Below are 20244 nucleotides of genomic sequence, written 5' to 3' on the forward strand. Positions count from 1 at the left end.
GGGACACGAGAGCGCGCGTAAGAAAAAGCCCCGCCCGGCGGGGGGAGGACCGGGCAGGGCCTGATGTCCGAAAACTCTATTCGCGCCAAGGCTTGCTTTGACAAGTCCAGTGAGACGCGCCGGACACCTAGTCGAGTACCTCGACGATGCGCCGCGAGCGCGGTTCGACCAGCACGGTCTCGCCGTTCACGACGGTGTAGCGATAGGTCGTCGCGCCGAAGCGCTGCGGCACGTCGTAAGAGGTGACGCCGGTCTCCGGCAGCACGGTGCCGACCACGATCCGGTCGGGCACGCTGAAGGCGGGCACACGCTGCTCGACGACGTAATCGCGAAACGCCGGACGTTGTTCGACGGCGATGCCAGGGCTGCGCTCGACCACGACGGGCGCACGGCCGATCGTGACGTCAGCTTGCGCCTGTGCCGCGACGGGCGCACCGAGTGCGACGCCAAGCGCTGCAAGTGCAAGAATCCTGTTCCGCATGGGCAACTCCTCACGAAGATGATTCGGCGCCACGCCAGTGGCGCGACCCGGTTGGCCAATGCATGCGCCCCGCCCGTTGTTCCGAAAGATTGAGCGCCGCATCCGAGGCAATTTCAGGCAGTTTTCGCGAAGGACGGAACTCAAACATGAGCTCGTGCGTCTCTACTCGCGGAACCGGGGCCGGTATGATCCGGCCGCGATTCGCATCACCCACATGCCTCGAGAAAGATATTTCATGCACCTCACCGTCGCCCACATCTCGCCGATCATGTCGCTGCTCGCGGGCGTGCTCATCCTGATCATGCCGCGGCTCCTCAACCTGATCGTCGCGATCTTCCTGATCCTGAACGGCGCGATCGGGCTTGGCCTTTTGAAGTGGCTTCACCTGTAAAGTCCTAATCCTCCATCAGTCCGACTTGCGCGAGCCCGCCCAAAATGGTGTAAGGCCCGCGATTTCCCGTTCCTCTCGCAGGTTGTGTGCAAGCCATGGCCAAAGCCGCCTCGAAGCCTAAAAAAATACCAGCGAAATCAAAGTCCTCCGCAAAGGCGAAGACCGCGCCGGCGGCCCGCAAGGCGCTGCCCAAGAGCGCCGTGAAGAGCCCGGTCAAGGCTGCTCCGAAGCCGGTCGCCAAGCCGGCGGCCAAGGCAGTGAGCAAGCCTTCGAACAAGCCGGCTGCGAAGCCGGCACCTGCCGCCAAGGCGGGCAAGTGGGTCTACACCTTTGGCGACGGCAAGGCCGAGGGCAAATCCGAAATGCGCGACCTGCTCGGCGGCAAGGGCGCCAACCTCGCCGAGATGGCCAATCTCGGCCTGCCGGTGCCCCCCGGCTTCACCATCCCGACCTCGGTCTGCACCTATTTCTACGCCCACGAGAAGACCTATCCGAAGGAATTGAAAGCGCAGGTCGAGAAGGCGCTCGACTATGTCGGCAAGCTGACCGGCAAGGCGTTCGGCGATGCCAAGAACCCGCTGCTCGTCTCGGTGCGCTCCGGCGCGCGCGCCTCGATGCCGGGCATGATGGACACCGTGCTCAATCTCGGCCTCAACGACGAGACCGTGGAAGCGCTGTCGGAGCTGTCGGGCGACCGCCGCTTTGCCTATGACAGCTATCGCCGTTTCATCACCATGTATTCCGACGTGGTGCTCGGCTTCGAGCATCACCACTTCGAGGAAATCCTCGACAGCTTCAAGGACAGCCAGGGCTACGCGCTCGACACCGACCTCACCGCCGAGGACTGGGTCGACCTGGTCGGCAAGTACAAGGATGCGGTGGCGCACGAGACCGGCAAGGAGTTTCCGCAGGATCCGCACGACCAGCTCTGGGGCGCGATCGGCGCCGTGTTCTCATCCTGGATGAACGCGCGCGCGATGACCTACCGCAAGCTGCACGACATTCCGGAATCCTGGGGCACCGCGGTCAACGTGCAGGCCATGGTGTTCGGCAACATGGGCGAGACGTCGGCGACCGGCGTCGCCTTCACCCGCAATCCCTCGACCGGCGAGAGCAAGCTCTACGGCGAGTTCCTGATCAACGCGCAGGGCGAGGACGTGGTGGCGGGCATCCGCACGCCGCAGGACATCACCGAGGATGCGCGGAAGGAATCCGGGTCCGACAAGCCGTCGATGGAAACGGCGATGCCCGAGGCGTTCAAGGAGCTGACGCGCATCTACACGCAGCTCGAGAAGCACTACCGCGACATGCAGGACATGGAGTTCACCGTCGAGCGCGGCAAACTCTGGATGCTGCAGACCCGCGGCGGCAAGCGCACGGCCAAGGCCGCGCTGCGCATCGCGGTCGAGCTCGCCAATGAAGGCCTGATCTCGAAGAAGGAAGCGGTGACGCGCATCGATCCGGCTTCGCTCGATCAACTGCTGCATCCGACCATCGATCCCAATGCCAAGCGCGATGTGATCGCGACCGGCCTGCCGGCTTCGCCTGGTGCGGCCTCCGGCGAGATCGTGTTCTCTTCGGATGAAGCCGCCAAGCTTCAGGCCGACGGACGCAAGGTCATCCTGGTCCGCATCGAGACCAGCCCCGAAGACATCCACGGCATGCATGCGGCCGAGGGCATCCTCACCACCCGCGGCGGCATGACCTCGCACGCGGCGGTGGTCGCGCGCGGCATGGGCAAGCCCTGCGTCTCCGGCTGCGGCACCATCCGCGTCGATTACGGCCGCGGCACCATGAGCATCGGCTCGCGCACCTTCAAGACCGGCGACGTCATCACCATCGACGGTTCGCTCGGCCAGGTGCTTGCCGGCCGCATGCCGATGATCGAGCCGGAACTGTCCGGCGAGTTCGGCACGCTGATGACCTGGGCCGACCAGGTCCGCAAGATCGGCGTGCGTGTCAACGCCGATACGCCGGAGGATGCGCGCACCGCGCTCAAGTTCGGCGCGGAAGGCATTGGCCTGTGCCGCACCGAGCACATGTTCTTCGAGGAGACTCGCATCCGCACGGTACGCGAGATGATTCTCTCCGAGGACGAGCAGTCGCGCCGTGCTGCGCTCGCAAAGCTCCTGCCGATGCAGCGCGCGGACTTCGTCGAGCTGTTCGAGATCATGAAGGGCCTGCCCGTCACGATCCGGCTTTTGGATCCTCCCCTCCATGAATTCCTGCCGCACACCCATGCCGAGGTCGAGGAGGTGGCACGCGCCATGAACACCGACCCGCGCCGCCTGGCTGACCGTGCGCGCGAGCTCTCGGAGTTCAATCCGATGCTCGGCTTCCGCGGCTGCCGCATCGCGATCGCGTATCCCGAGATCGCCGAGATGCAGGCGCGCGCGATCTTCGAGGCCGCGGTCGAGGCGCAGCGGCGCACCGGCAAGGCCGTGGGCCTCGAGGTGATGGTGCCGCTGATCGCGACCAAGGCCGAGCTCGACCTCGTCAAGGCGCGCATCGATGTCACAGCCCAGGCGGTGATGCGCGACACCAACACCAAGCTCGCCTATCAGGTCGGCACCATGATCGAATTGCCGCGCGCCTGCCTGCTTGCGGCCGAGATCGCGCAGTCGGCGGAGTTCTTCTCCTTCGGCACCAACGACCTGACGCAGACCACCTACGGCATCAGCCGCGACGACGCCGCGAGCTTCCTCGGTCCTTATGTGACCAAGGGAATTCTGCAGATCGATCCCTTCATTGCGCTCGATCAGGAAGGCGTCGGCGAGCTCGTCAAGATCGGCGTTGCGCGCGGCCGCAAGACTCGCGCTTCGCTCAAGGTCGGCATCTGCGGCGAGCACGGCGGCGATCCCGCATCGGTGGCGTTCTGCCACGCGATCGGCCTCGACTACGTGTCCTGCTCGCCCTATCGCGTGCCGATCGCACGCCTTGCGGCAGCCCAGGCCGCGCTCGGCAAGCAGGTCGCAAGTCAGGCGTAGAACGCGACCGAGATTCGAAAACGAAGAGGCGGGGCGAATGCTCCGCCTCTTTTCATTTTGGTCGCCGTGCTATCCGCGCCGTCATTGCGAGCGCAGCGAAGCAATCCAGACTGCCGCCGCGAAAAAAAATCTGGATTGCTTCATCGCTCGCTCCTCGCAATGAGGAGCTTGGGGTAAGCGCTCTACACGCTCTCGATGTCATCGCCCGGCTTGTCCGGGCGATCCAGCACTCCGAGACGGTCGTGCTAGAATCGATAAGCCCCGGCGTACTGGATTCCCCGCTTTCGCGGGGAATGACAGCGGCTGTTTGGAAGGCTCGTTGCTCGTTGCGCAATGACGGTGTTGGTTGATGCATGTCCCGCGATGACACGCGTCATAAAGAGTTCCTTCACCATGTGCGTTGACCAGGCATTTACCTCTTCGCGTGAGGTCGCATTTACCAGCGCGCCCGATCACCTCGCGAAAACATCTGCGATTGCTTGAGTGTGGTGCACGAGCAACGTCGATTAACTCCGCGGCAACCTAAATTAGATACCAACAAAACGGATCGAATTGCGCGGACGCACTGTGTTCGATCTTCTCAAGCGTAAGCGTTGCGTGAGCGTATCGATGTTTGTGTTGCGTAACCATCCGAAGGGCGCGCGGTTCGCGTCCTTCGGCATCGGTCTCTGCATCTTCGCATTGATGCCGAGAGAGACCGGATATCAGGACATTGCTTCGCTGCTCGCGCGCCAGCCGGGCGTCGCCGAGCGCTGGCAGAAGCAGGTATTTTCCGCCGCGTCCTCGATCCAGCTCGCCACCTACAGCTTTGCTCGCCCGATCGGAACCGCGGTTCCGCAGAGCGCGAGCTATCGCCTCGCGAGCCTGGACGATCGCGACATCACGGGCAGCATCTCGCGCAATCCGGCGCTCCAGACGCCGCCGCGCTATCAGGCCGCCGATTTTCCGCGCGTGGATCGCACGCTGAAGGGCGATCGTCTCGCGACCGTCACGCCCGCGCCCGCTGAATCCGACGCGCCATCCGCAGCGCCCGCCGCGCAGGATCCGGCAACGTCGAACAGCTCGGTCTTTGGCGCCAAGACGGCCGTGTTGCCACAGGCGATGTCGCCGGAGTCCGCGGCCGCGCTCGATCCCGAACTCGAGGAGGCGCTGCGCGCGCCGCCGCTGCCGCAATATTCGACCACGCCACCGGCAAGCGAAGCGGCGCTGTCGCTTTCGCAGCCGCTTAACGATTTGAAGCGGGCCCCGGCCGCGCCGTCGCGCGATCCCTTCAGCGTCAAGACCTCGAACCTGTTCTTCGGCAGTTCGTCCCTCGGCGGCAGTCTCGAGAGCATGGAGAGCTGGCAGCCCGGCGCCGAGCCGCTGATCGTGATGCCGGACCCCGACATGAAGGTAATGGCCTCGCTGCCACCGTCGTCGGAGGAGGCCCAAAGGGCGACCGAGAGCGGCGAGAGCGTTGCGCCCAAGGGCGAGGTCAACGCCGACGACCAGCGTGTCCGGTCGCCGGCCGAACGGCTCGCCCTCGACGAGAAGTCGCGCGCCAAATCAGAGAAATGCCTGGCCGAAGCCGTGTACTTCGAGTCGCGCGGCGAGGCCGTGCGTGGCCAGATGGCGGTTGCGCAGGTGGTGATGAACCGCGTGTTCTCCGGCAAATATCCGGACACCGTCTGCGGCGTGGTCTATCAGAACAAGTACCGCCACTTCGCCTGCCAGTTCACCTTCGCCTGCGACAACAATCCCGACGTGATCCGTGAGCCCGATATGTGGGAGCGCGCCAAGAAGATCGCGAAGGCAACGCTGGACGGCCAGATCTGGCTGCCCGAGGTCGGCAAGTCGACACACTACCACGCCTATTGGGTGCGCCCATCCTGGGTCGCCGAGATGAAGAAGATGTACAAGTTCGGCGTGCACACCTTTTACCGGCCGCGCGCCTGGGGTGACGGCAGCGAGGAGCCGAGCTGGGGTACGCCGGCGCAGACCGCCGCGCTCTCAGCCGAGCTCGCGCAGGAAGCCAAGAGCTCGGCCGAACTCGGTGCGACCGAGCGGCGGTAGCGTTAGAGAGTAGCGCAATCATAGTCCAAGCGTCGGTCCGCTCCCTCGCCCCGCAAGCGGGGAGAGGCAAGGCCGTCACGCCTCGATATCCAGCGCGCAGTCGAAGTTCGGTGCCGAGTGTGTCAGCGCGCCGGACGAGACGTAGTCGACGCCGGTCGCTGCGATCGCCGGGATCGACTCCAGCGTGACACCGCCGGATGCTTCCAGCGCGACGCGGCCTTCCGCGAGCTTCACCGCCTCGCGCAGCGTCGCAACATCCATGTTGTCGAGCAGCACCGCGTCGGCAAGGCCCGTGTTCAGCACCTCGCGCAGTTGTGCGAGCGTATCGACCTCGATCTCGATCTTGACGAGATGGCCGGCGTGGCTGCGGGCGCGTTCCAGCACGGGCCGGATGCCGCCGGCGACGGCGATGTGGTTGTCCTTGATCAGGATCGCGTCATCCAGGCCAAAGCGGTGGTTGAAGCCGCCGCCGCAGCGCACCGCGTATTTCTCCAGCGCACGCAGCCCCGGCGTGGTCTTGCGCGTGCAGCAGATCCGCAGCTTGCTGCCTTCGGTCTGGCGGACATAGTCGGCCGTCAGTGTCGCAATGCCGGAGAGCCGGCCGACGAAGTTCAGCGCGGTCCGCTCTGCGGTGAGAATGGCGCGGGCAGGGCCGGTGATCTCCAGCACGCGCTGTCCGGCCTTCACGCTCGCGCCATCGCGAACGTGCGCCTGCACCTTGATTGCATCGGAGAGCTTTTGCAGCGTCGCCAGCGCCAGCGGCAGGCCGGCGATCACGCCGGCTTGCCGGGCCACCAGGATTGCCTGGGCGGTGTTGGCCTCGGGGATCGTCGCGAGCGAGGTGATGTCGCCGGCGCGGCCAAGATCCTCGTCGAGTGCGCGGTGTACGGCCTCGTCGATCGCGAGCGGTGACAGGAAGGCGTCGGGATGGAGCAGGGAAGCTGGGGTCATGACAAGAATCTCCGTCAGGCGATCATGGCTTGCGCCGTCCGGCGCGCGGGTTGCTCGGTCAGCGTTGCGGCGATCTCGCGCACCGCGGTGAGAGTTGTCATGGTCCGTTTCGCGAAGGCCGGCGCCTCGGCCGGATGGTCGGAGCGGAAATGCGCGCCGCGGCTCTCTTGCCGCGCGAAGGCGGAGGCGGCGACGAGCAGTGCCGTGGTCGCCATGTTGCGCAGCGCGGCGCTTCCGGCAGCGCGCTCGAGCTCCGCTAAATGTTGCACGGCCTGCGCAAGCCCTTCCCGGTCGCGGATCACGCCGACATGCGCGCTCATCATGGCGCGCAGACCGGTCTCGGCCCGCTTGTCGATTGTGACGTTGCGGGGCGTGATCAGCGCCTCCGGTAGCCGGGCCGGCGAGGGGATCGTGTGTCCGGCGATGTCCTCCGCGATGCGCGCGGCATAGACGACGGCCTCCAGCAGCGAATTCGAGGCAAGGCGGTTGGCGCCATGCGCGCCGGTCGACGAAACCTCGCCACCGGCCCAGAGCCCGTCGATGGACGTGCGGCCGCGCGCGTCCACCGCGATGCCGCCCATGTGATAGTGCGCAGCCGGTGCAATCGGGATCGGCTGCGTTACCGGATCGAGGCCGGCGGCGATGCAGCTTGCGTGGACGGTCGGGAATCTTTCCGCGAAGCGCGCACCCAACGCCTCCCGCGCATCTAGGAATGCGCCGCGGCCCGCGGCGATCTCCGCGAACACGCCGCGCGCGACGATGTCGCGCGGCGCCAGTTCAGCGAGCGGATGGCGTTGCGCCATGAAGCGTTCGCCCCTGCCGTTGATCAGAACCGCGCCTTCGCCGCGCAGCGCTTCGGTCGCAAGCGGCGCGGGGTCGCGGCCGGCCATGATGGCGGTTGGGTGGAACTGCACGAACTCCGGATCGGCGATGACGGCGCCGGCCCGTGCAGCGATCGCGAGCCCCGATCCGTTTGCTTCCAGCGGGTTGGTCGTGACGGCGTAGAGATGGCCGATACCACCGGTGGCCAGAACCACTGCGCGCGAAGCGATGATGACAGGACGGGACGTCGCATTGCCGACGTCGCGGAGCTGCAATCCGGTGACGGCGCCATCTTCGGCCAGCAGCGCCTCGGCGACAACGCCTTCGATCAGGCGGATCGACGGCGTGCGGCGTACGGCCTCGCTGAGCGCTGCGATGATCGCCGCGCCGGCCATGTCACCGCGCACATGTACGATGCGCCTCGCCGAATGCGCGGCTTCGCGCCCCACCGCGAGCCTGCCCTCGAGATCCCTGTCAAACGGTACGCCGTAGCTGAGAAGATCGTGAATGCGCGGCGCTGCCTCGCGTGCGATCCCGAGCGCGACGGCTTCGTCGACGAGACCGGCGCCGACCGCGACCGTGTCGGCCGCATGCGCCTCGGGGCTATCGCCTTCACCGACGGCCGCCGCGATGCCGCCTTGCGCCCATGCGGACGACGCGCCTTGTCCGAGCGGCGCCGCCGAGATCAGCGTCACGGGTCGCGGCGCCAGCTTCAGCGCACAGAACAGCCCGGCAAGGCCGCCGCCGACGATGACGACGTCGTCGGTGGTGCGGGTGAGGTTGTGGATGGTGTTGGACATGGCTTTCTCCTTATTGTCGTCCTGGCGAAAGCCAGGACCCATAACCCGCGGCAGAAGCTGTTTTGCGAAGCTGTTTGACGTCGTTCTTCGCGACGACATCTGCCTGTGGTTATGGGTCGCGGATCTGCGCTCCGCTTCGCTGCGCTTGTCCGGGACGACAGTGTTGGTTGTGGCGCTAGTTGTTCAGATTGATCATCCGCTCGACCGAATGCCGCGCGCGCTCGGCGATGGCGGGATCGATCGTGACTTCCTCGCCGAGCGTCAGCAGGCTTTCCAGAATGTTCGACAGCGTGATGCGCTTCATGTGCGGGCAGAGGTTGCAGGGGCGCAGCATCTCGACGTCGGGCAATTCGGCGCGCACATTGTCGGCCATCGAGCATTCGGTGATCATGACCAGCCGCTTCGGCCGCTTCTCGCGCACCCAGTTGATCATGTGTGCGGTCGAGCCGGTGAAGTCGGCCTCTGCCAGCACGTCCGGCGGGCATTCCGGATGCGCGATGATCTGCACGGACGGATCGGCTTCGCGAAAGCTGCGCAGCTCTTCGCCGGTGAAGCGCTCGTGCACCTCGCAGGCGCCTTTCCAGGCGATGATCTTCACGTCGGTCTTCGAGGCCACGTACCTCGCGAGGTATTGGTCGGGCAGGAAGATCACGCTTCCCGCGCCGAGGCTTTCGACCACTTGCAGCGCGTTGGATGAGGTGCAGCAGATGTCGACCTCGGCCTTAACTTCCGCGGAGGTGTTGACATAGGCGACGACGGGCACGCCCGGAAATTTTTCGCGCAGCAGGCGCACGTCTGCGCCCGTGATGCTGGCGGCGAGCGAACAGCCGGCACGGGAGTCCGGGATCAGCACCGTTTTGTCCGGATTGAGCAGCTTTGAGGTCTCCGCCATGAAGTGCACACCACATTGCACGATGACGTCTGCCTTCACCTTGGTCGCCTCGACCGCGAGCTGGAGCGAGTCGCCGCCGATGTCGGCGACGCAGTGAAAGATCTCCGGCGCCTGGTAGTTGTGCGCGAGGATCACCGCATTGCGCGCCCGCTTCAGCTCGTTGATCGCCTTGATGGTTGGCGCCATCAGCGGCCACTCGATCGACGGGATCACGTGCTTCACGCGCTCGTAGAGAAGCGCCGTGGCCTGCTCGACCTCAGGCGTCCATTCCAGCGAAGGCCGTGGCAAGGCCGGGCCGCGATGGGCGGGCTTGCGCGCAATGGGAGCCGGGTGGCCCAGCGGCAGCTTGGTAAGATCGTCGGGACCGTAAATTGCAGAGATCGGCATCGAGGTCTCCCGTTCTATATACTCAATTTGAGTATATGTAGGCCGTTAGAAATCCGGCCTTTCCGGCCGGTTGGGTTCGCGAGCCGCAATCAGCTTTTGCCGGACAACATCCGCAGCTCGGGAAGGGGTCCGTAGCTCATATCGATATGCTCAATATGAGTAAATCAAACATAGCATGCGAAAGTGCCGACCGCCAGAGCCATCCGGACACATTCCCGTGCGGTGGCTCCGCGCAAGATTCTGCAGGTCTGCAATGTTCGGCGCCCCTCTTGGGATTTTCATGCAGATGCATTAACTGCTACGGGCGCGGCGATCTGGTGCGGACCGCCAACGGCAGAAAAGGGGATATTGCATGTCAGCAAGTGTGGGCGATGCCGGTCCGGTTTCGCGTTCTTCCAAGTCTCCTTCTCCCTGGCGCACGCCGGCGATCATCATTCTCTGCGGCTGCGCCATCGGTATGCTGAGCTTTGGCCCGCGGTCCAGCCTCGGCTTCTTCGTCCAGCCGATGAGCCATGAATTTTCCTGGGGCCGCGACGTCTTCGGCCTCGCGATCGCCCTGCAGAATCTGTTGTGGGGGCTGGGCCAGCCCTTCGCCGGTGCGGTCGCAGATCGCTTCGGCCTGTTTCGCGTGATGTGTGTCGGTGCCGTGCTCTATGCCGGCGGCCTCCTGTTGATGCGTTATTCCTCGACGCCGCTGTCGCTCAACATCGGCGCCGGCGTCATGGTCGGCTTCGGCCTTGCCGGCTGCTCGTTCAATCTCGTGTTGTCGGCCTTCAGCAAGCTCCTGCCGGCAGAGAAGCGCGGCCTCGCGCTGGGCGCAGGCACTGCGGCCGGCTCGTTCGGGCAATTCCTGTTCGCGCCCGTCGGCGTCGCGCTGATCGATAATTTCGGCTGGCAGCAGGCGCTCACGGTGTTCGCCGGCCTGATGCTTCTGATCGTTCCGCTGTCGCTCGCGCTGTCCACGCCGCCGGTTGCGAGCCCGTCCGGCACGCCCGCCACCGACGAGCAGTCCTTCACCAGGGCGCTTGCTGAAGCCTTCGGCCATCGCTCCTACGTGTTGCTGGTGCTCGGCTTCTTCACGTGTGGCTTCCAGCTTGCCTTCATCACCGTGCATCTGCCGGCGTTCCTCGTCGATCGCGGCATCTCCACGCATGTCGGCGGCTGGGTGATCGCCGCCATCGGGCTCTTCAACATGGTGGGCTCGCTGAGCGTCGGCTGGCTGCAGAATTATCTGCCCAAGCGCTACATTCTTTCGACGATCTATTTCATTCGTGCGCTCGCAACGCTCGCCTTCATTTCGTTCCCGATCACGCCGTTCTCCGCGGTCGCCTTCGGTGCGGTGTCGGGCCTGATGTGGCTCTCGACCGTGCCGCCGACCTCGTCGCTGGTGGCACTGATGTTCGGCACGCGCTGGCTCGCCACGCTCTATGGGTTTGCCTTCGTCAGCCATCAGGTCGGCGGCTTCCTCGGCGTCTGGCTTGGCGGCATCGTGTTCGAGCGCTTCGGTTCCTATACGCCGATCTGGTGGCTCTCGATCCTGTTCGGCGTACTCTCCGCGCTGATCAATCTTCCGATCGTCGAGAAACCCGTCGCGCGAGCGGTTGCGCAGCCTGCCTGATGGGCTAAACATCGCCTGAAAACAATTCAGGGAGTTTTGCCATGGCAACGTTCAAGGCGATCCGGATCGACAAGGCGGACAAGGGAACGACCGCCGCGCTCACGCAGTTCGACGAAGCCGAACTGATGGACGGTGATGTCACCGTGCGCGTCGAGTGGTCGACGTTGAACTACAAGGATGGCCTCGCGCTCACCGGCAAGGCGCCGGTGGTGCGGCGCTTCCCGATGATCGCCGGCATCGACTTCGCCGGGACTGTCGAAAATTCCTCCCATCCGCAATGGAAGGCGGGTGACAAGGTCGTCTGCACCGGCTGGGGCATGGGCGAAACGCATCTCGGCGCCTATGCCGAGAAGGCGCGGGTGAAGGGCGACTGGCTGGTCGCGCTGCCGCAGGGCCTGTCGGCGCGGGATGCCATGGCGATCGGCACCGCCGGCTTCACCGCGATGCTCGCAGTGCTGGCGCTGGAGAAGCAGGGCATCTCGCCGAAGAGCGGTCCCGTGGTGGTGACGGGCGCGGCCGGTGGCGTCGGCTCGGTTGCGACCGCCGTGCTGTCAAAGCTCGGCTACCACGTCATCGCCTCCACCGGCCGCGCGGCGGAAGCAGGCTATCTCAGGGAATTGGGAGCGGCCGAAGTGATCGACCGCAACGAGCTGTCAGCGCCCGCCAAGCCGCTCGCCAAGGAGCGCTGGGCCGGCGGCGTCGACAGCGTCGGCTCGACCACGCTCGCGAATCTGTTGTCGATGACGACGTATGGCGGAGCCATCGCCGCCTGCGGTCTTGCCGCCGGCATGGACCTGCCGTCCTCGGTCGCGCCCTTCATTTTGCGTGGGGTGTGCCTTCTCGGCATCGATTCGGTGATGTGCCCGATCGAGCCCCGAAAAGCCGCCTGGCAGCGCCTCGCCTCCGATCTAGACCGGACCAAACTATCTGAAATCACTAAGGAAATTCCACTCGACCAAACCCTCGAATGGGGCCCGAAGATTCTTGCGGGCGAGGTCCGCGGCCGTATCGTGGTAAAAATTCTCTAACGGCGTTCAGACTTTACCAACCAAGCTGCTTCAATGTCGCAACGGTTGAATTGGTATGGTTACCGAAATCTGCCATCGGCCAAGGCCGATGATATTCTGCTTTTGGTAACTCAATGTCGCCACGGTTAGTATGGTAAGCAGCGGGTAAAGAGATCAGGCTTGCCCGCTACTGGGGTTGTCGGAGTAAGAGCATGCTTGCGCGTTTTGTGTTGGGGGCCGTTACGGCGGCAGCAGCGATTGTGCCGGCCTTTGCTGGAAGCATGAATGCCGATGAGGCGCGCCGCTTTGTCGCCGGCAAGGTGTTCGCCTTCACCTGCTTCGACGGGACCCGCGGGGCAGGCCGCATTCTCGACGACCTAGGCGCCGCCGGCGCAGTGCAGTTCTCGGGCGCAGGTCCGGTCCGGCATCTTCGCCTGCCGGGCAACACGCTCCAGATTCGCGGCCAGAACGTCTGCGCCTCGATCAAGGGCATTCCGTTCGAACCTTGCTTCAACCTGGAAAAGACCGACGATCGCAGCTTCCGCGGCTCGGTCTCGGGCATGGGCTTTGCCTATTGCGATTTCCACCACCAGGGTGGCAACCAGATGCTGATGGCGCGCGCGGCGGCGCGGCCGCGATTGCCGCGCACGACCGGCTCCGTCAGTGCATCCGCAACCGAAGTCGCCGCGCGTGTCGAGACGCCGCGCGTCGAGACCGGTCGCATCGAGCCCGTGAAGTCGGAAGCAAAGCCCGAAGCGCCGAAGAATGGCGGCCCGCTCGAGCTGCGCCGCTCGACCGACTGAGCCTTCGACCGAGCCTTCTACCTAGCCTTGCCAAACGAGCGCGTACGCTTTCCGCGTCGTTATCGTTGAAACCCGACGAGCTGTGTCCGCCGCCGCGCCGTAGTCATACGGGCGGCGGTTTTCATGCGTTGGTAGCCGTTTGCACCACAGCCTTGCGTCGCGGCCGGCAGGGAGCGGCCTGATGATAGGGTTCGACGATGGCGCTGTATTACTTTCGGATCAGCACCGGCCGCTATTCCGGAGCATCCGATCATGCTTATGACTTCGAGGATCGCGCGGCGGCCTGGAGCGAGATGACGGAAGTTTGCGCGAGCCTGCTCGGCGGTATCGCACGCGGCCTGAAGCCCAACGCGCAATGGCACATGGATCTCCTGGACGAGAACAAGCAACTCGTGTTTCGCATCAGCCTGGCGGGCGAGGTCGTGAACGAGCGCAGCCGCATTGACTAGAATCCGAGCAGCCTACCGCCGCGTGTGGTTAACTTGTTAAGCGCGCATTCCGTGCTGCTTTTCATGGGTTTTCTGCATAGTTCCCGTATTTTTCCGGCGTGTGTTGTTAACCAAATTGGAATTCCCGGCGCTCAGCTTTTAGGCAAGGGCGATCAACGCCGCGGCGGCCGACAATGATGTGGCCGCACATCTCCGGGAAACGTACCCATGCTGAGCCTTGTCCAGAATTTGCGGATCGGTACCAAGCTGGCGGCGACGTCGGCGTTCGGTGTTCTCTTGGTCGTCGCCATGATCGCGAGCCAGATCGTTGGCAACGGCAGTGTGCGTCGTTCCAACCAGGAGGCGTTCGCGCAGCAGGAGCTGGCGCGCGACGCTGTCGAAGCCAGGCTCTGGGTGCGCAGCATGCAACTCAGCGTCCGGGATATCCGGCTCGCCAACAATGCCGCTGAGCTGCAAAAAGCGACTGACGTTCTCCTCGAGCGCGCAAGGTCGCTGAACACCACCGCCGACGCGATGCTCAAGCTGTCGAAATCACCGGAAAATCACGCGCGGATCGAGAAGGTCAAGAATCTCTCCGGCGATTATGTCAAAGGTGCCGAGCAGATCGCAGCGATCCGTAGCGAGGTCATCGCTGCAACCGGCACGGACTCTGCTGCTCGTCTCAGCAAACTTGTTGAAGAGAGCGCGCGCATCAGCCGCGAGGTCACGCTGCCGACCGCGAGCCAAATGGACGAGGCCACCAGCCGGATTGCCGAGTTCGCCAAGCACAGGAGCGAGGAGGAGATCGCCGGAGCCGTGCAGGAGATGGCCTCCAGCGAGCACACCGGCATGGCGGTCGGCGCATGTGCCGTGCTCGTCCTGATGCTCTCCTGGCTCATGTCGTTCCTGACGATTGCGCGGCCGATCCGTGCGCTCACGGTGGCAATGGACAAGCTCGCCGGCGGCGATTTCTCCGTGGTGCTGCCGGGGCTCGGCCGCAAGGACGAGGTCGGCGGCGTCGCCGCGGCCGTCGAGAAGTTCAAGGTCGTGTCCGAGCAGAAGGCGCGTGAGGAAGCCGAGACCAAGATCAGGCAGGACCAGATTGCCGCCGCGCAGCGCAAGGCCGAGATGCACAAGCTCGCCAACGGTTTCGAAGCGGCAGTCGGCGAGATCGTCGACACCGTGTCCTCTGCCGCGACCGAGCTCGAAGCATCGGCTTCGACGCTCACGTCCACTGCGGACCGCGCGCAGGAGCTGACCACGATGGTCGCCGCGGCGTCCGAAGAGGCCTCTACCAACGTGCAGTCGGTTGCCTCGGCGACGGAGGAGCTCTCCTCATCGATCACCGAGATCAGCCGGCAGGTGCAGCAGTCCGCGCGCGTCGCCAATGAGGCAGTCGGCCAGGCGCGCACCACGACCGAGCGCGTCAGCGAATTGTCGAAGGCGGCCACCCGCATCGGCGACGTCGTAGAGCTGATCAACACCATCGCCGGCCAGACCAACCTGCTCGCGCTCAACGCCACCATCGAAGCGGCGCGCGCCGGCGAGGCCGGTCGCGGCTTCGCCGTCGTGGCCTCCGAGGTCAAGGCGCTGGCCGAGCAGACCGCCAAGGCGACCGGCGAGATCGGCCAGCAGATTTCCGGCATTCAGACGGCGACGCAGGAGTCGGTCAACGCGATCCGCGATATCAGCGACACCATCGAAAAGCTGTCGGAGGTCTCCTCGACAATTGCGGCCGCAGTGGAAGAGCAGGGCGCTGCGACGCAGGAAATCTCGCGCAATGTGCAGCAGGCGGCGCAGGGCACGCATCAGGTGTCGTCCAACATCACCGACGTTCAACGCGGCGCGGGCGAGACCGGGGCGGCGTCCACGCAGGTGCTGGCGGCCGCGCAGTCGCTCGCCGGTGACAGCAACCGGCTGAAGCTCGAGGTCGGAAAATTCCTCGATACCGTGCGTGCGGCCTAGCACTGCCGTCGGACACGATCGCGCGGCTGTTCGCCTCTGCCTTCCGAGTCCGATCTCGTCCGAACCGCCGCGGGCGAGCCGCGGCGGTTGTGCGATGCAGCGATGAAAAAGCCGTACGGTTAACTTTCCAGAAAAGCCGAGCAGGCATCATCCCCGTAATATTTCTGTCACCCCGCCCTGTCCTTTTCGGCCATTTGCACGTCGAGCGTTTCGGAGCACATTCATGAGCGGCCTCTCCATCCGCCTCACCCATAAGGTGATGGCGATCGGCCTTTTCGGACTCGTCGGCCTGATGGCGTTCGGCTCGATCTACGAGATCGGCAGCCTGTCGCAGGACAATTCGCGGGCCGTTGCGAACCGCGCGCGTGCGATCTCCGACCTCAACAAGCAGCTCTCGATCGAGCTGCTCGAGGCGCGCCGCAACGAGAAGAACTTTCAGCAGCGCAGGAACGAGAGCTATGCCAAGGCCCATGCCGAACTGATCGGACCCATCACGCGGGATTTCGACGAGTTGCAGCGCTTGATGTCGGCCGGCGGCATGACTGCGCTGTCGGACAAGACGCGGCAGGCCGAGGATGGCTTCAAACACTATGCCGTCGATTTCACCGCGCTGGTCGCGACCGAAACCAAGCTCGGCCTCAATGAGAATCTGGGCCTTTCCGGCTCGCTGCGCGCCGCCGTGCATGACATCGAGGCCAAGCTGAGGGAGATCGACAATCCGCGGCTGACGAGCTGGATGCTGATGATGCGGCGGCATGAAAAGGATTTCATGCTGCGACGCGACCCGAAATACGTCGCCGAGCTGAAGAAGGCGGCACTCGAATTCGTCAAGGCGATGGAGGTCGCGGCCGTGCCCGCACCGGTCATGGCCGACATCACGGCCAAGCTGCAAAAGTACCAGTCGGAGTTTTCGAGCTGGGCTGAGACGGCGCAACAGAGCGCGGCCTATGACGCGAGCATGATGAAGACGTTTCGCGAGATCGAGCCGCTGATCATCGACGTCCGCAATGCCGTCGATCGCACCTACAAGGAGGCAGACGCCGCCGAGGCCGCGACGCGCAATGCGGTGGGCTTCTGGATGATGGTCGCCTTCGGCGTCACGGTGCTGCTGCTGGCCACGGTCGGATTTTTGCTGGGACGTTCGATTTCCAGAGCGCTTTCCGCCATGGTGAGCGCGATGACGCGGCTTGCGCGTGGCGAGCTCTCGATCACCGTGCCCGGTCTCGGGCGCAAGGACGAGATCGGCGCGATGGCCGGCGCGGTCGAGATCTTCCGCAACAACATGGCGGAGGCCGAGCGGCTGCGTGCCGAGCAGTCCGAGGTGGAGGTGCGGCAGCGCGAGACGCGCAAGGCGGACATGCAGCGTCTCGCCGACGGTTTCGAGGGTGCGGTCGGCGAGATCATCGAGACGGTGTCGTCGGCGGCAACAGAGCTCGAAGCCTCGTCCAATACGCTGACGCGGGCGGCGGAGCGCTCCAACGGCCTCGCCACCGCGGTTGCCGCAGCCTCGGAAGAGGCTTCCGCCAATGTGCAGTCGGTGTCCTCGGCAAGCGAGGAGATGACCTCCTCGATCACCGAGATCAGCCGTCAGGTGCAGGAATCGGCGCGCGTGGCGGATGCCGCGGTCCAGCAGGCGCAGCGCACGAACGCACGCGTCGCCGAACTGACCAAGGCGGCGAGCCGCATCGGCGACGTGGTCGAGCTGATCAATACCATTGCCGGCCAGACCAATCTGCTCGCGCTCAACGCCACCATCGAGGCGGCGCGCGCCGGCGAGGCCGGCAAGGGCTTCGCCGTCGTCGCGACCGAGGTGAAGGCCCTCGCCGAGCAGACCGCAAAGGCGACCGGCGAAATCAGCCAGCATATCGGCGCCATCCAGACCGCGACGGGCGATTCCGTCGGTGCCATCAGGGAGATCGGCGACACCATCGCGCGGATGTCCGAGATTGCCTCGACCATCGCCGCCGCCGTAGAGGAGCAGGGTGCTGCGACCCAGGAAATTTCCCGCAATATCCAGCACGCAGCGCACGGCACTTCGCAGGTTTGCGCCAACATCGGTGACGTGCAGCGGGGGGCCGGGGAGACGGGTGCTGCTTCGGCCCAGGTTCATGCCTCGGCCCAGTCGCTGTCGCTGGAGAGCAATCGGCTGAAGAGCGAAGTCGCGCGCTTCCTGGAGTCCGTTCGTGCGGCATAGTCGGAGATTACAATTTGAGGCTGTAGGACGTCGTAGTCCGTAATACTACGGAGTTTCGAATTAACCGTGGCTTGGAACTTGTGGTGCATCTTCGGCCCAAAGAGAACCAGCCAGCATTTGTCGGAATGACCCCCGTCCGATCGCCGCATTTCGGCGATCGTGGCGGCAACGATCGCGTGCCTGCTTTGCGTACCGTCCACCTGTCGAGGTCTTGCAATGTCGAAATTGTCGATCCGAGTGAAGATATTGACCGTCCTGAGCGCCCTGGTGCTGGCGCTCGCCGGCATCGGCGTGATGGCGATCTCGACATTGCAGGCGATCAACGCGCATACGGTCGAAATCTCCGAGAGCTGGCTGCCCAGCGTCCGCGCGCTGGGATCGCTGCGTGCCGACATCAACGAGCTGCGGGTCGCACTCCGCCTGCACCTGATGCAGGAAAGCGCCGAGGGCAAGGACGCCGCCGACAAGCGGCTGGCGTCGCTGCGCGAGCGCATTGAGACGACGCGCAAGAGCTATGAGCCCCTGATCACCTCGCCCGAAGAGCGGGCCCTCTATGACCGGTGGAGCACGGCTTGGGCCGAATATCTGAATGGCGTGCAGGAGGTGATGACGCTGTCGCGTAAGGGCGTCGGTCACTTCCCGGCTGACGCCAACGAGCTGTTGCAGACCCGGGTCGCCAAGATGGCGCAGGCCGCCGATCCGCTGCTCCAGCAGGACATCGAGCTCAACAACAAGGGCGCCGAGGCGGAGACGAAGAAGGCCTCCGACAGCTATGCCCTCACATTTCGCGTTCTGCTCGGCATCATCGTGATCTCGGTTCTGATCGCGATCGCGGCCGCCTATTTCCTGGTGCAGGACGTCTCGCGCGGCATCGCCTCGATCGTCCAGCCGATGCAGGCGCTCGGCAATGGCGAGCTCTCGGCCGAAGTCCCGCATCGCGGCGCGCGGACCGAGATCGGCTCGATGGCCGATGCGCTCCAGATCTTCAAGGAAGCGCTGATCGCGAAAAAGGCGGCCGACGAGGCGGCGGCGCGCGATGCCGAGGCCAAGATCGAGCGTGCGCGCCGGGTCGACGGCATCACGCGTAATTTCGAGGCCATGATCGGCGAGATCGTCGAGACCGTCTCGTCGGCCTCGACCGAGCTCGAGGCGTCCGCGAGCACGCTGAGCGGCACGGCCCAGCGCGGCAAGGAACTCGCGACCGTGGTTGCGGCGGCCTCCGAGGAAGCATCCACCAACGTGCAGTCGGTCGCGTCGGCGTCGGAGGAGCTGTCGTCGTCGATCACCGAGATCAGCCGGCAGGTGCAGGAATCGGCGCGGATGGCGGCGGAGGCCGTCGACCAGGCGGCGCGCACCAACGAGCGCGTCAACGCGTTGTCGCAGGCGGCTGCGCGCATTGGCGACGTCGTCGAGCTCATCAACACGATCGCCGGACAGACCAACCTACTCGCACTGAACGCGACGATCGAAGCCGCGCGTGCCGGCGAAGCGGGCCGTGGCTTTGCCGTGGTGGCATCCGAGGTCAAGGCGCTCGCCGAACAGACTGCGAAAGCGACCGGAGAGATTGGCCTCCAGGTTTCGGGCATCCAGTCGGCCACGCAGGAATCCGTCGGTGCCATCAAGGAGATCGCCGGCACCATCGAGCGGCTGTCCGAGGTGTCGTCGGCGATCGCCGCGGCCGTTGAGGAGCAGGGCGCCGCCACGCAGGAGATTTCGCGCAACGTGCAGCAGGCCTCGGTCGGCACACAGGAGGTCTCGTCCAACATCACCGACGTGCAGCGCGGTGCGATCGAGACCGGCTCGGCCTCCACCGAGGTGCTGTCGGCCGCGAAATCGCTTGCGTCCGACAGCACGCGCCTCAAGGTCGAGGTCGCGAGCTTCCTGGAATCGGTGCGTGCGGCCTGATCCTCACGCGCTCGTCTGCGCCACGGCTGGCGGCGCCTGCCGGCGGAACAGAATCCGCTGGTAGAGCCAGCCGATCGCGACCAGCACGATGCCGAGGCCCATGAACGACAGCGCCCGCCAGACGCCTGTCAGCGTCGACATGTCGATGACGAAGGCTTTCAGGATCGTCAGCGCGATCACGACGGCGGAGGCGAGCCGCGCGCGTTCGGAATTGATCAGGAGGCCGATGCCGAGCAGCACCACGCCGAAGCCCAGCCAGCCGATCGAATAGGTGTACTGCTCGGCGGCCGTTGTCGCGCCATTGAGCAGCACCGGCCCGTGATAGAAGCGGCGGATCTCCAACGTCACGTATGCGAGAGCGAACACCAGCGCGCCGCCGGCAATCGTATTGGCATAGGCCGTGGGGCGATGTCCCGCCACCGCATAGGAGAGCAGCAGCATGAGTACCGCCGGCAGGGCATAGCCGAGCAGCAGCAGGTTGCACACGAGGCCGCCGACATCAATGCTGCTGAACAGCCACGGATTCTCCAGGAGCAGGAGGCCGAACACGCTGATCAGGCC

General features: G+C 65.0%; 15 protein-coding genes. 10 read left to right on the plus strand and 5 right to left on the minus strand.

Annotated features, from left to right (window positions below; translation table 11 throughout):
* Positions 1–127: 127 nt before the first annotated feature.
* On the minus strand, positions 128–481 hold the full coding sequence (locus tag ACV1FX_RS37170; RefSeq protein ID WP_473122481.1) for a DUF1236 domain-containing protein: 354 nt from the start codon (positions 479–481) through the stop codon (positions 128–130).
* Positions 482–716: 235 nt separating this feature from the next.
* Here ACV1FX_RS37170 and ACV1FX_RS37175 point away from each other — a divergent pair, with 235 nt between their 5' ends.
* From ACV1FX_RS37175 to ACV1FX_RS37185, 3 genes are all read left to right on the plus strand, one after another.
* Positions 717–872 (plus strand): DUF3096 domain-containing protein, encoded by a 156-nt coding sequence (locus ACV1FX_RS37175; protein ID WP_473122482.1) that lies wholly within the window; start codon positions 717–719, stop codon positions 870–872.
* Positions 873–967: 95 nt separating this feature from the next.
* Positions 968–3859, plus strand: a complete 2892-nt coding sequence (ppdK, locus tag ACV1FX_RS37180; protein ID WP_473122483.1) for a pyruvate, phosphate dikinase — start codon at positions 968–970, stop codon at positions 3857–3859.
* A gap of 609 nt (positions 3860–4468) precedes the next feature.
* Positions 4469–5911, plus strand: a complete 1443-nt coding sequence (locus ACV1FX_RS37185) for a cell wall hydrolase (RefSeq protein WP_473122484.1) — start codon at positions 4469–4471, stop codon at positions 5909–5911.
* Positions 5912–5986: 75 nt separating this feature from the next.
* Here ACV1FX_RS37185 and nadC read toward each other — a convergent pair whose 3' ends face one another.
* The 3 genes from nadC to nadA form a co-directional block, all read right to left on the minus strand.
* Positions 5987–6862 (minus strand): carboxylating nicotinate-nucleotide diphosphorylase, encoded by an 876-nt coding sequence (gene nadC / locus ACV1FX_RS37190; RefSeq protein WP_473122485.1) that lies wholly within the window; start codon positions 6860–6862, stop codon positions 5987–5989.
* A gap of 14 nt (positions 6863–6876) precedes the next feature.
* Entirely contained in the window at positions 6877–8484 is a 1608-nt protein-coding gene (locus ACV1FX_RS37195; protein ID WP_473122486.1) for an L-aspartate oxidase, read from the minus strand.
* A 175-nt stretch (positions 8485–8659) separates the two neighbouring features.
* Complete coding sequence (gene nadA / locus ACV1FX_RS37200) at positions 8660–9763, minus strand: quinolinate synthase NadA (protein ID WP_473122487.1); 1104 nt, start codon at positions 9761–9763, stop codon at positions 8660–8662.
* 352 nt (positions 9764–10115) lie between these two features.
* On the opposite strand from nadA, the gene ACV1FX_RS37205 reads away from it, so the two are divergent.
* The 7 genes from ACV1FX_RS37205 to ACV1FX_RS37235 all read left to right on the plus strand — a co-directional run bounded on the left by ACV1FX_RS37205 (position 10116) and on the right by ACV1FX_RS37235 (position 19683).
* Positions 10116–11381 (plus strand): MFS transporter, encoded by a 1266-nt coding sequence (locus ACV1FX_RS37205; protein ID WP_473122488.1) that lies wholly within the window; start codon positions 10116–10118, stop codon positions 11379–11381.
* A gap of 41 nt (positions 11382–11422) precedes the next feature.
* Positions 11423–12409 (plus strand): acrylyl-CoA reductase (NADPH), encoded by a 987-nt coding sequence (acuI, locus tag ACV1FX_RS37210; protein ID WP_473122489.1) that lies wholly within the window; start codon positions 11423–11425, stop codon positions 12407–12409.
* 191 nt (positions 12410–12600) lie between these two features.
* On the plus strand, positions 12601–13191 hold the full coding sequence (locus ACV1FX_RS37215) for a hypothetical protein (protein WP_473122490.1): 591 nt from the start codon (positions 12601–12603) through the stop codon (positions 13189–13191).
* Between the two features lie 197 nt (positions 13192–13388).
* Entirely contained in the window at positions 13389–13640 is a 252-nt protein-coding gene (locus ACV1FX_RS37220; RefSeq protein WP_473122491.1) for a DUF6894 family protein, read from the plus strand.
* 207 nt (positions 13641–13847) lie between these two features.
* Positions 13848–15584 carry a methyl-accepting chemotaxis protein gene (locus ACV1FX_RS37225; protein ID WP_473122492.1) on the plus strand — a complete coding sequence of 579 codons (1737 nt, stop codon included), beginning with the start codon at positions 13848–13850 and terminating at the stop codon, positions 15582–15584.
* A 223-nt stretch (positions 15585–15807) separates the two neighbouring features.
* On the plus strand, positions 15808–17778 hold the full coding sequence (locus tag ACV1FX_RS37230; RefSeq protein WP_473122493.1) for a methyl-accepting chemotaxis protein: 1971 nt from the start codon (positions 15808–15810) through the stop codon (positions 17776–17778).
* A gap of 216 nt (positions 17779–17994) precedes the next feature.
* A complete protein-coding gene (locus tag ACV1FX_RS37235; protein ID WP_473122494.1) occupies positions 17995–19683 on the plus strand; it encodes a methyl-accepting chemotaxis protein in 1689 nt (562 codons plus the stop codon).
* A gap of 3 nt (positions 19684–19686) precedes the next feature.
* Here ACV1FX_RS37235 and ACV1FX_RS37240 read toward each other — a convergent pair.
* Positions 19687–20244, minus strand: a 558-nt coding sequence (locus ACV1FX_RS37240) for a DUF2339 domain-containing protein (protein WP_473122495.1), incomplete at its 5' end; no start/stop codon positions are given.

The sequence above is a fragment of the Bradyrhizobium ingae genome, assembly GCF_055791185.1.

Bases quoted from the DNA above. Each gene is read 5' to 3' on its own strand.
- ACV1FX_RS37170 (WP_473122481.1), bottom strand. From the start codon at position 481: ATGCGGAACAGGATTCTTGCACTTGCAGCGCTTGGCGTCGCACTCGGT.
- ACV1FX_RS37175 (WP_473122482.1), top strand. From the start codon at position 717: ATGCACCTCACCGTCGCCCACATCTCGCCGATCATGTCGCTGCTCGCG.
- ppdK (WP_473122483.1), top strand. From the start codon at position 968: ATGGCCAAAGCCGCCTCGAAGCCTAAAAAAATACCAGCGAAATCAAAG.
- ACV1FX_RS37185 (WP_473122484.1), top strand. From the start codon at position 4,469: ATGTTTGTGTTGCGTAACCATCCGAAGGGCGCGCGGTTCGCGTCCTTC.
- nadC (WP_473122485.1), bottom strand. From the start codon at position 6,862: ATGACCCCAGCTTCCCTGCTCCATCCCGACGCCTTCCTGTCACCGCTC.
- ACV1FX_RS37195 (WP_473122486.1), bottom strand. From the start codon at position 8,484: ATGTCCAACACCATCCACAACCTCACCCGCACCACCGACGACGTCGTC.
- nadA (WP_473122487.1), bottom strand. From the start codon at position 9,763: ATGCCGATCTCTGCAATTTACGGTCCCGACGATCTTACCAAGCTGCCG.
- ACV1FX_RS37205 (WP_473122488.1), top strand. From the start codon at position 10,116: ATGTCAGCAAGTGTGGGCGATGCCGGTCCGGTTTCGCGTTCTTCCAAG.
- acuI (WP_473122489.1), top strand. From the start codon at position 11,423: ATGGCAACGTTCAAGGCGATCCGGATCGACAAGGCGGACAAGGGAACG.
- ACV1FX_RS37215 (WP_473122490.1), top strand. From the start codon at position 12,601: ATGCTTGCGCGTTTTGTGTTGGGGGCCGTTACGGCGGCAGCAGCGATT.
- ACV1FX_RS37220 (WP_473122491.1), top strand. From the start codon at position 13,389: ATGGCGCTGTATTACTTTCGGATCAGCACCGGCCGCTATTCCGGAGCA.
- ACV1FX_RS37225 (WP_473122492.1), top strand. From the start codon at position 13,848: ATGCTGAGCCTTGTCCAGAATTTGCGGATCGGTACCAAGCTGGCGGCG.
- ACV1FX_RS37230 (WP_473122493.1), top strand. From the start codon at position 15,808: ATGAGCGGCCTCTCCATCCGCCTCACCCATAAGGTGATGGCGATCGGC.
- ACV1FX_RS37235 (WP_473122494.1), top strand. From the start codon at position 17,995: ATGTCGAAATTGTCGATCCGAGTGAAGATATTGACCGTCCTGAGCGCC.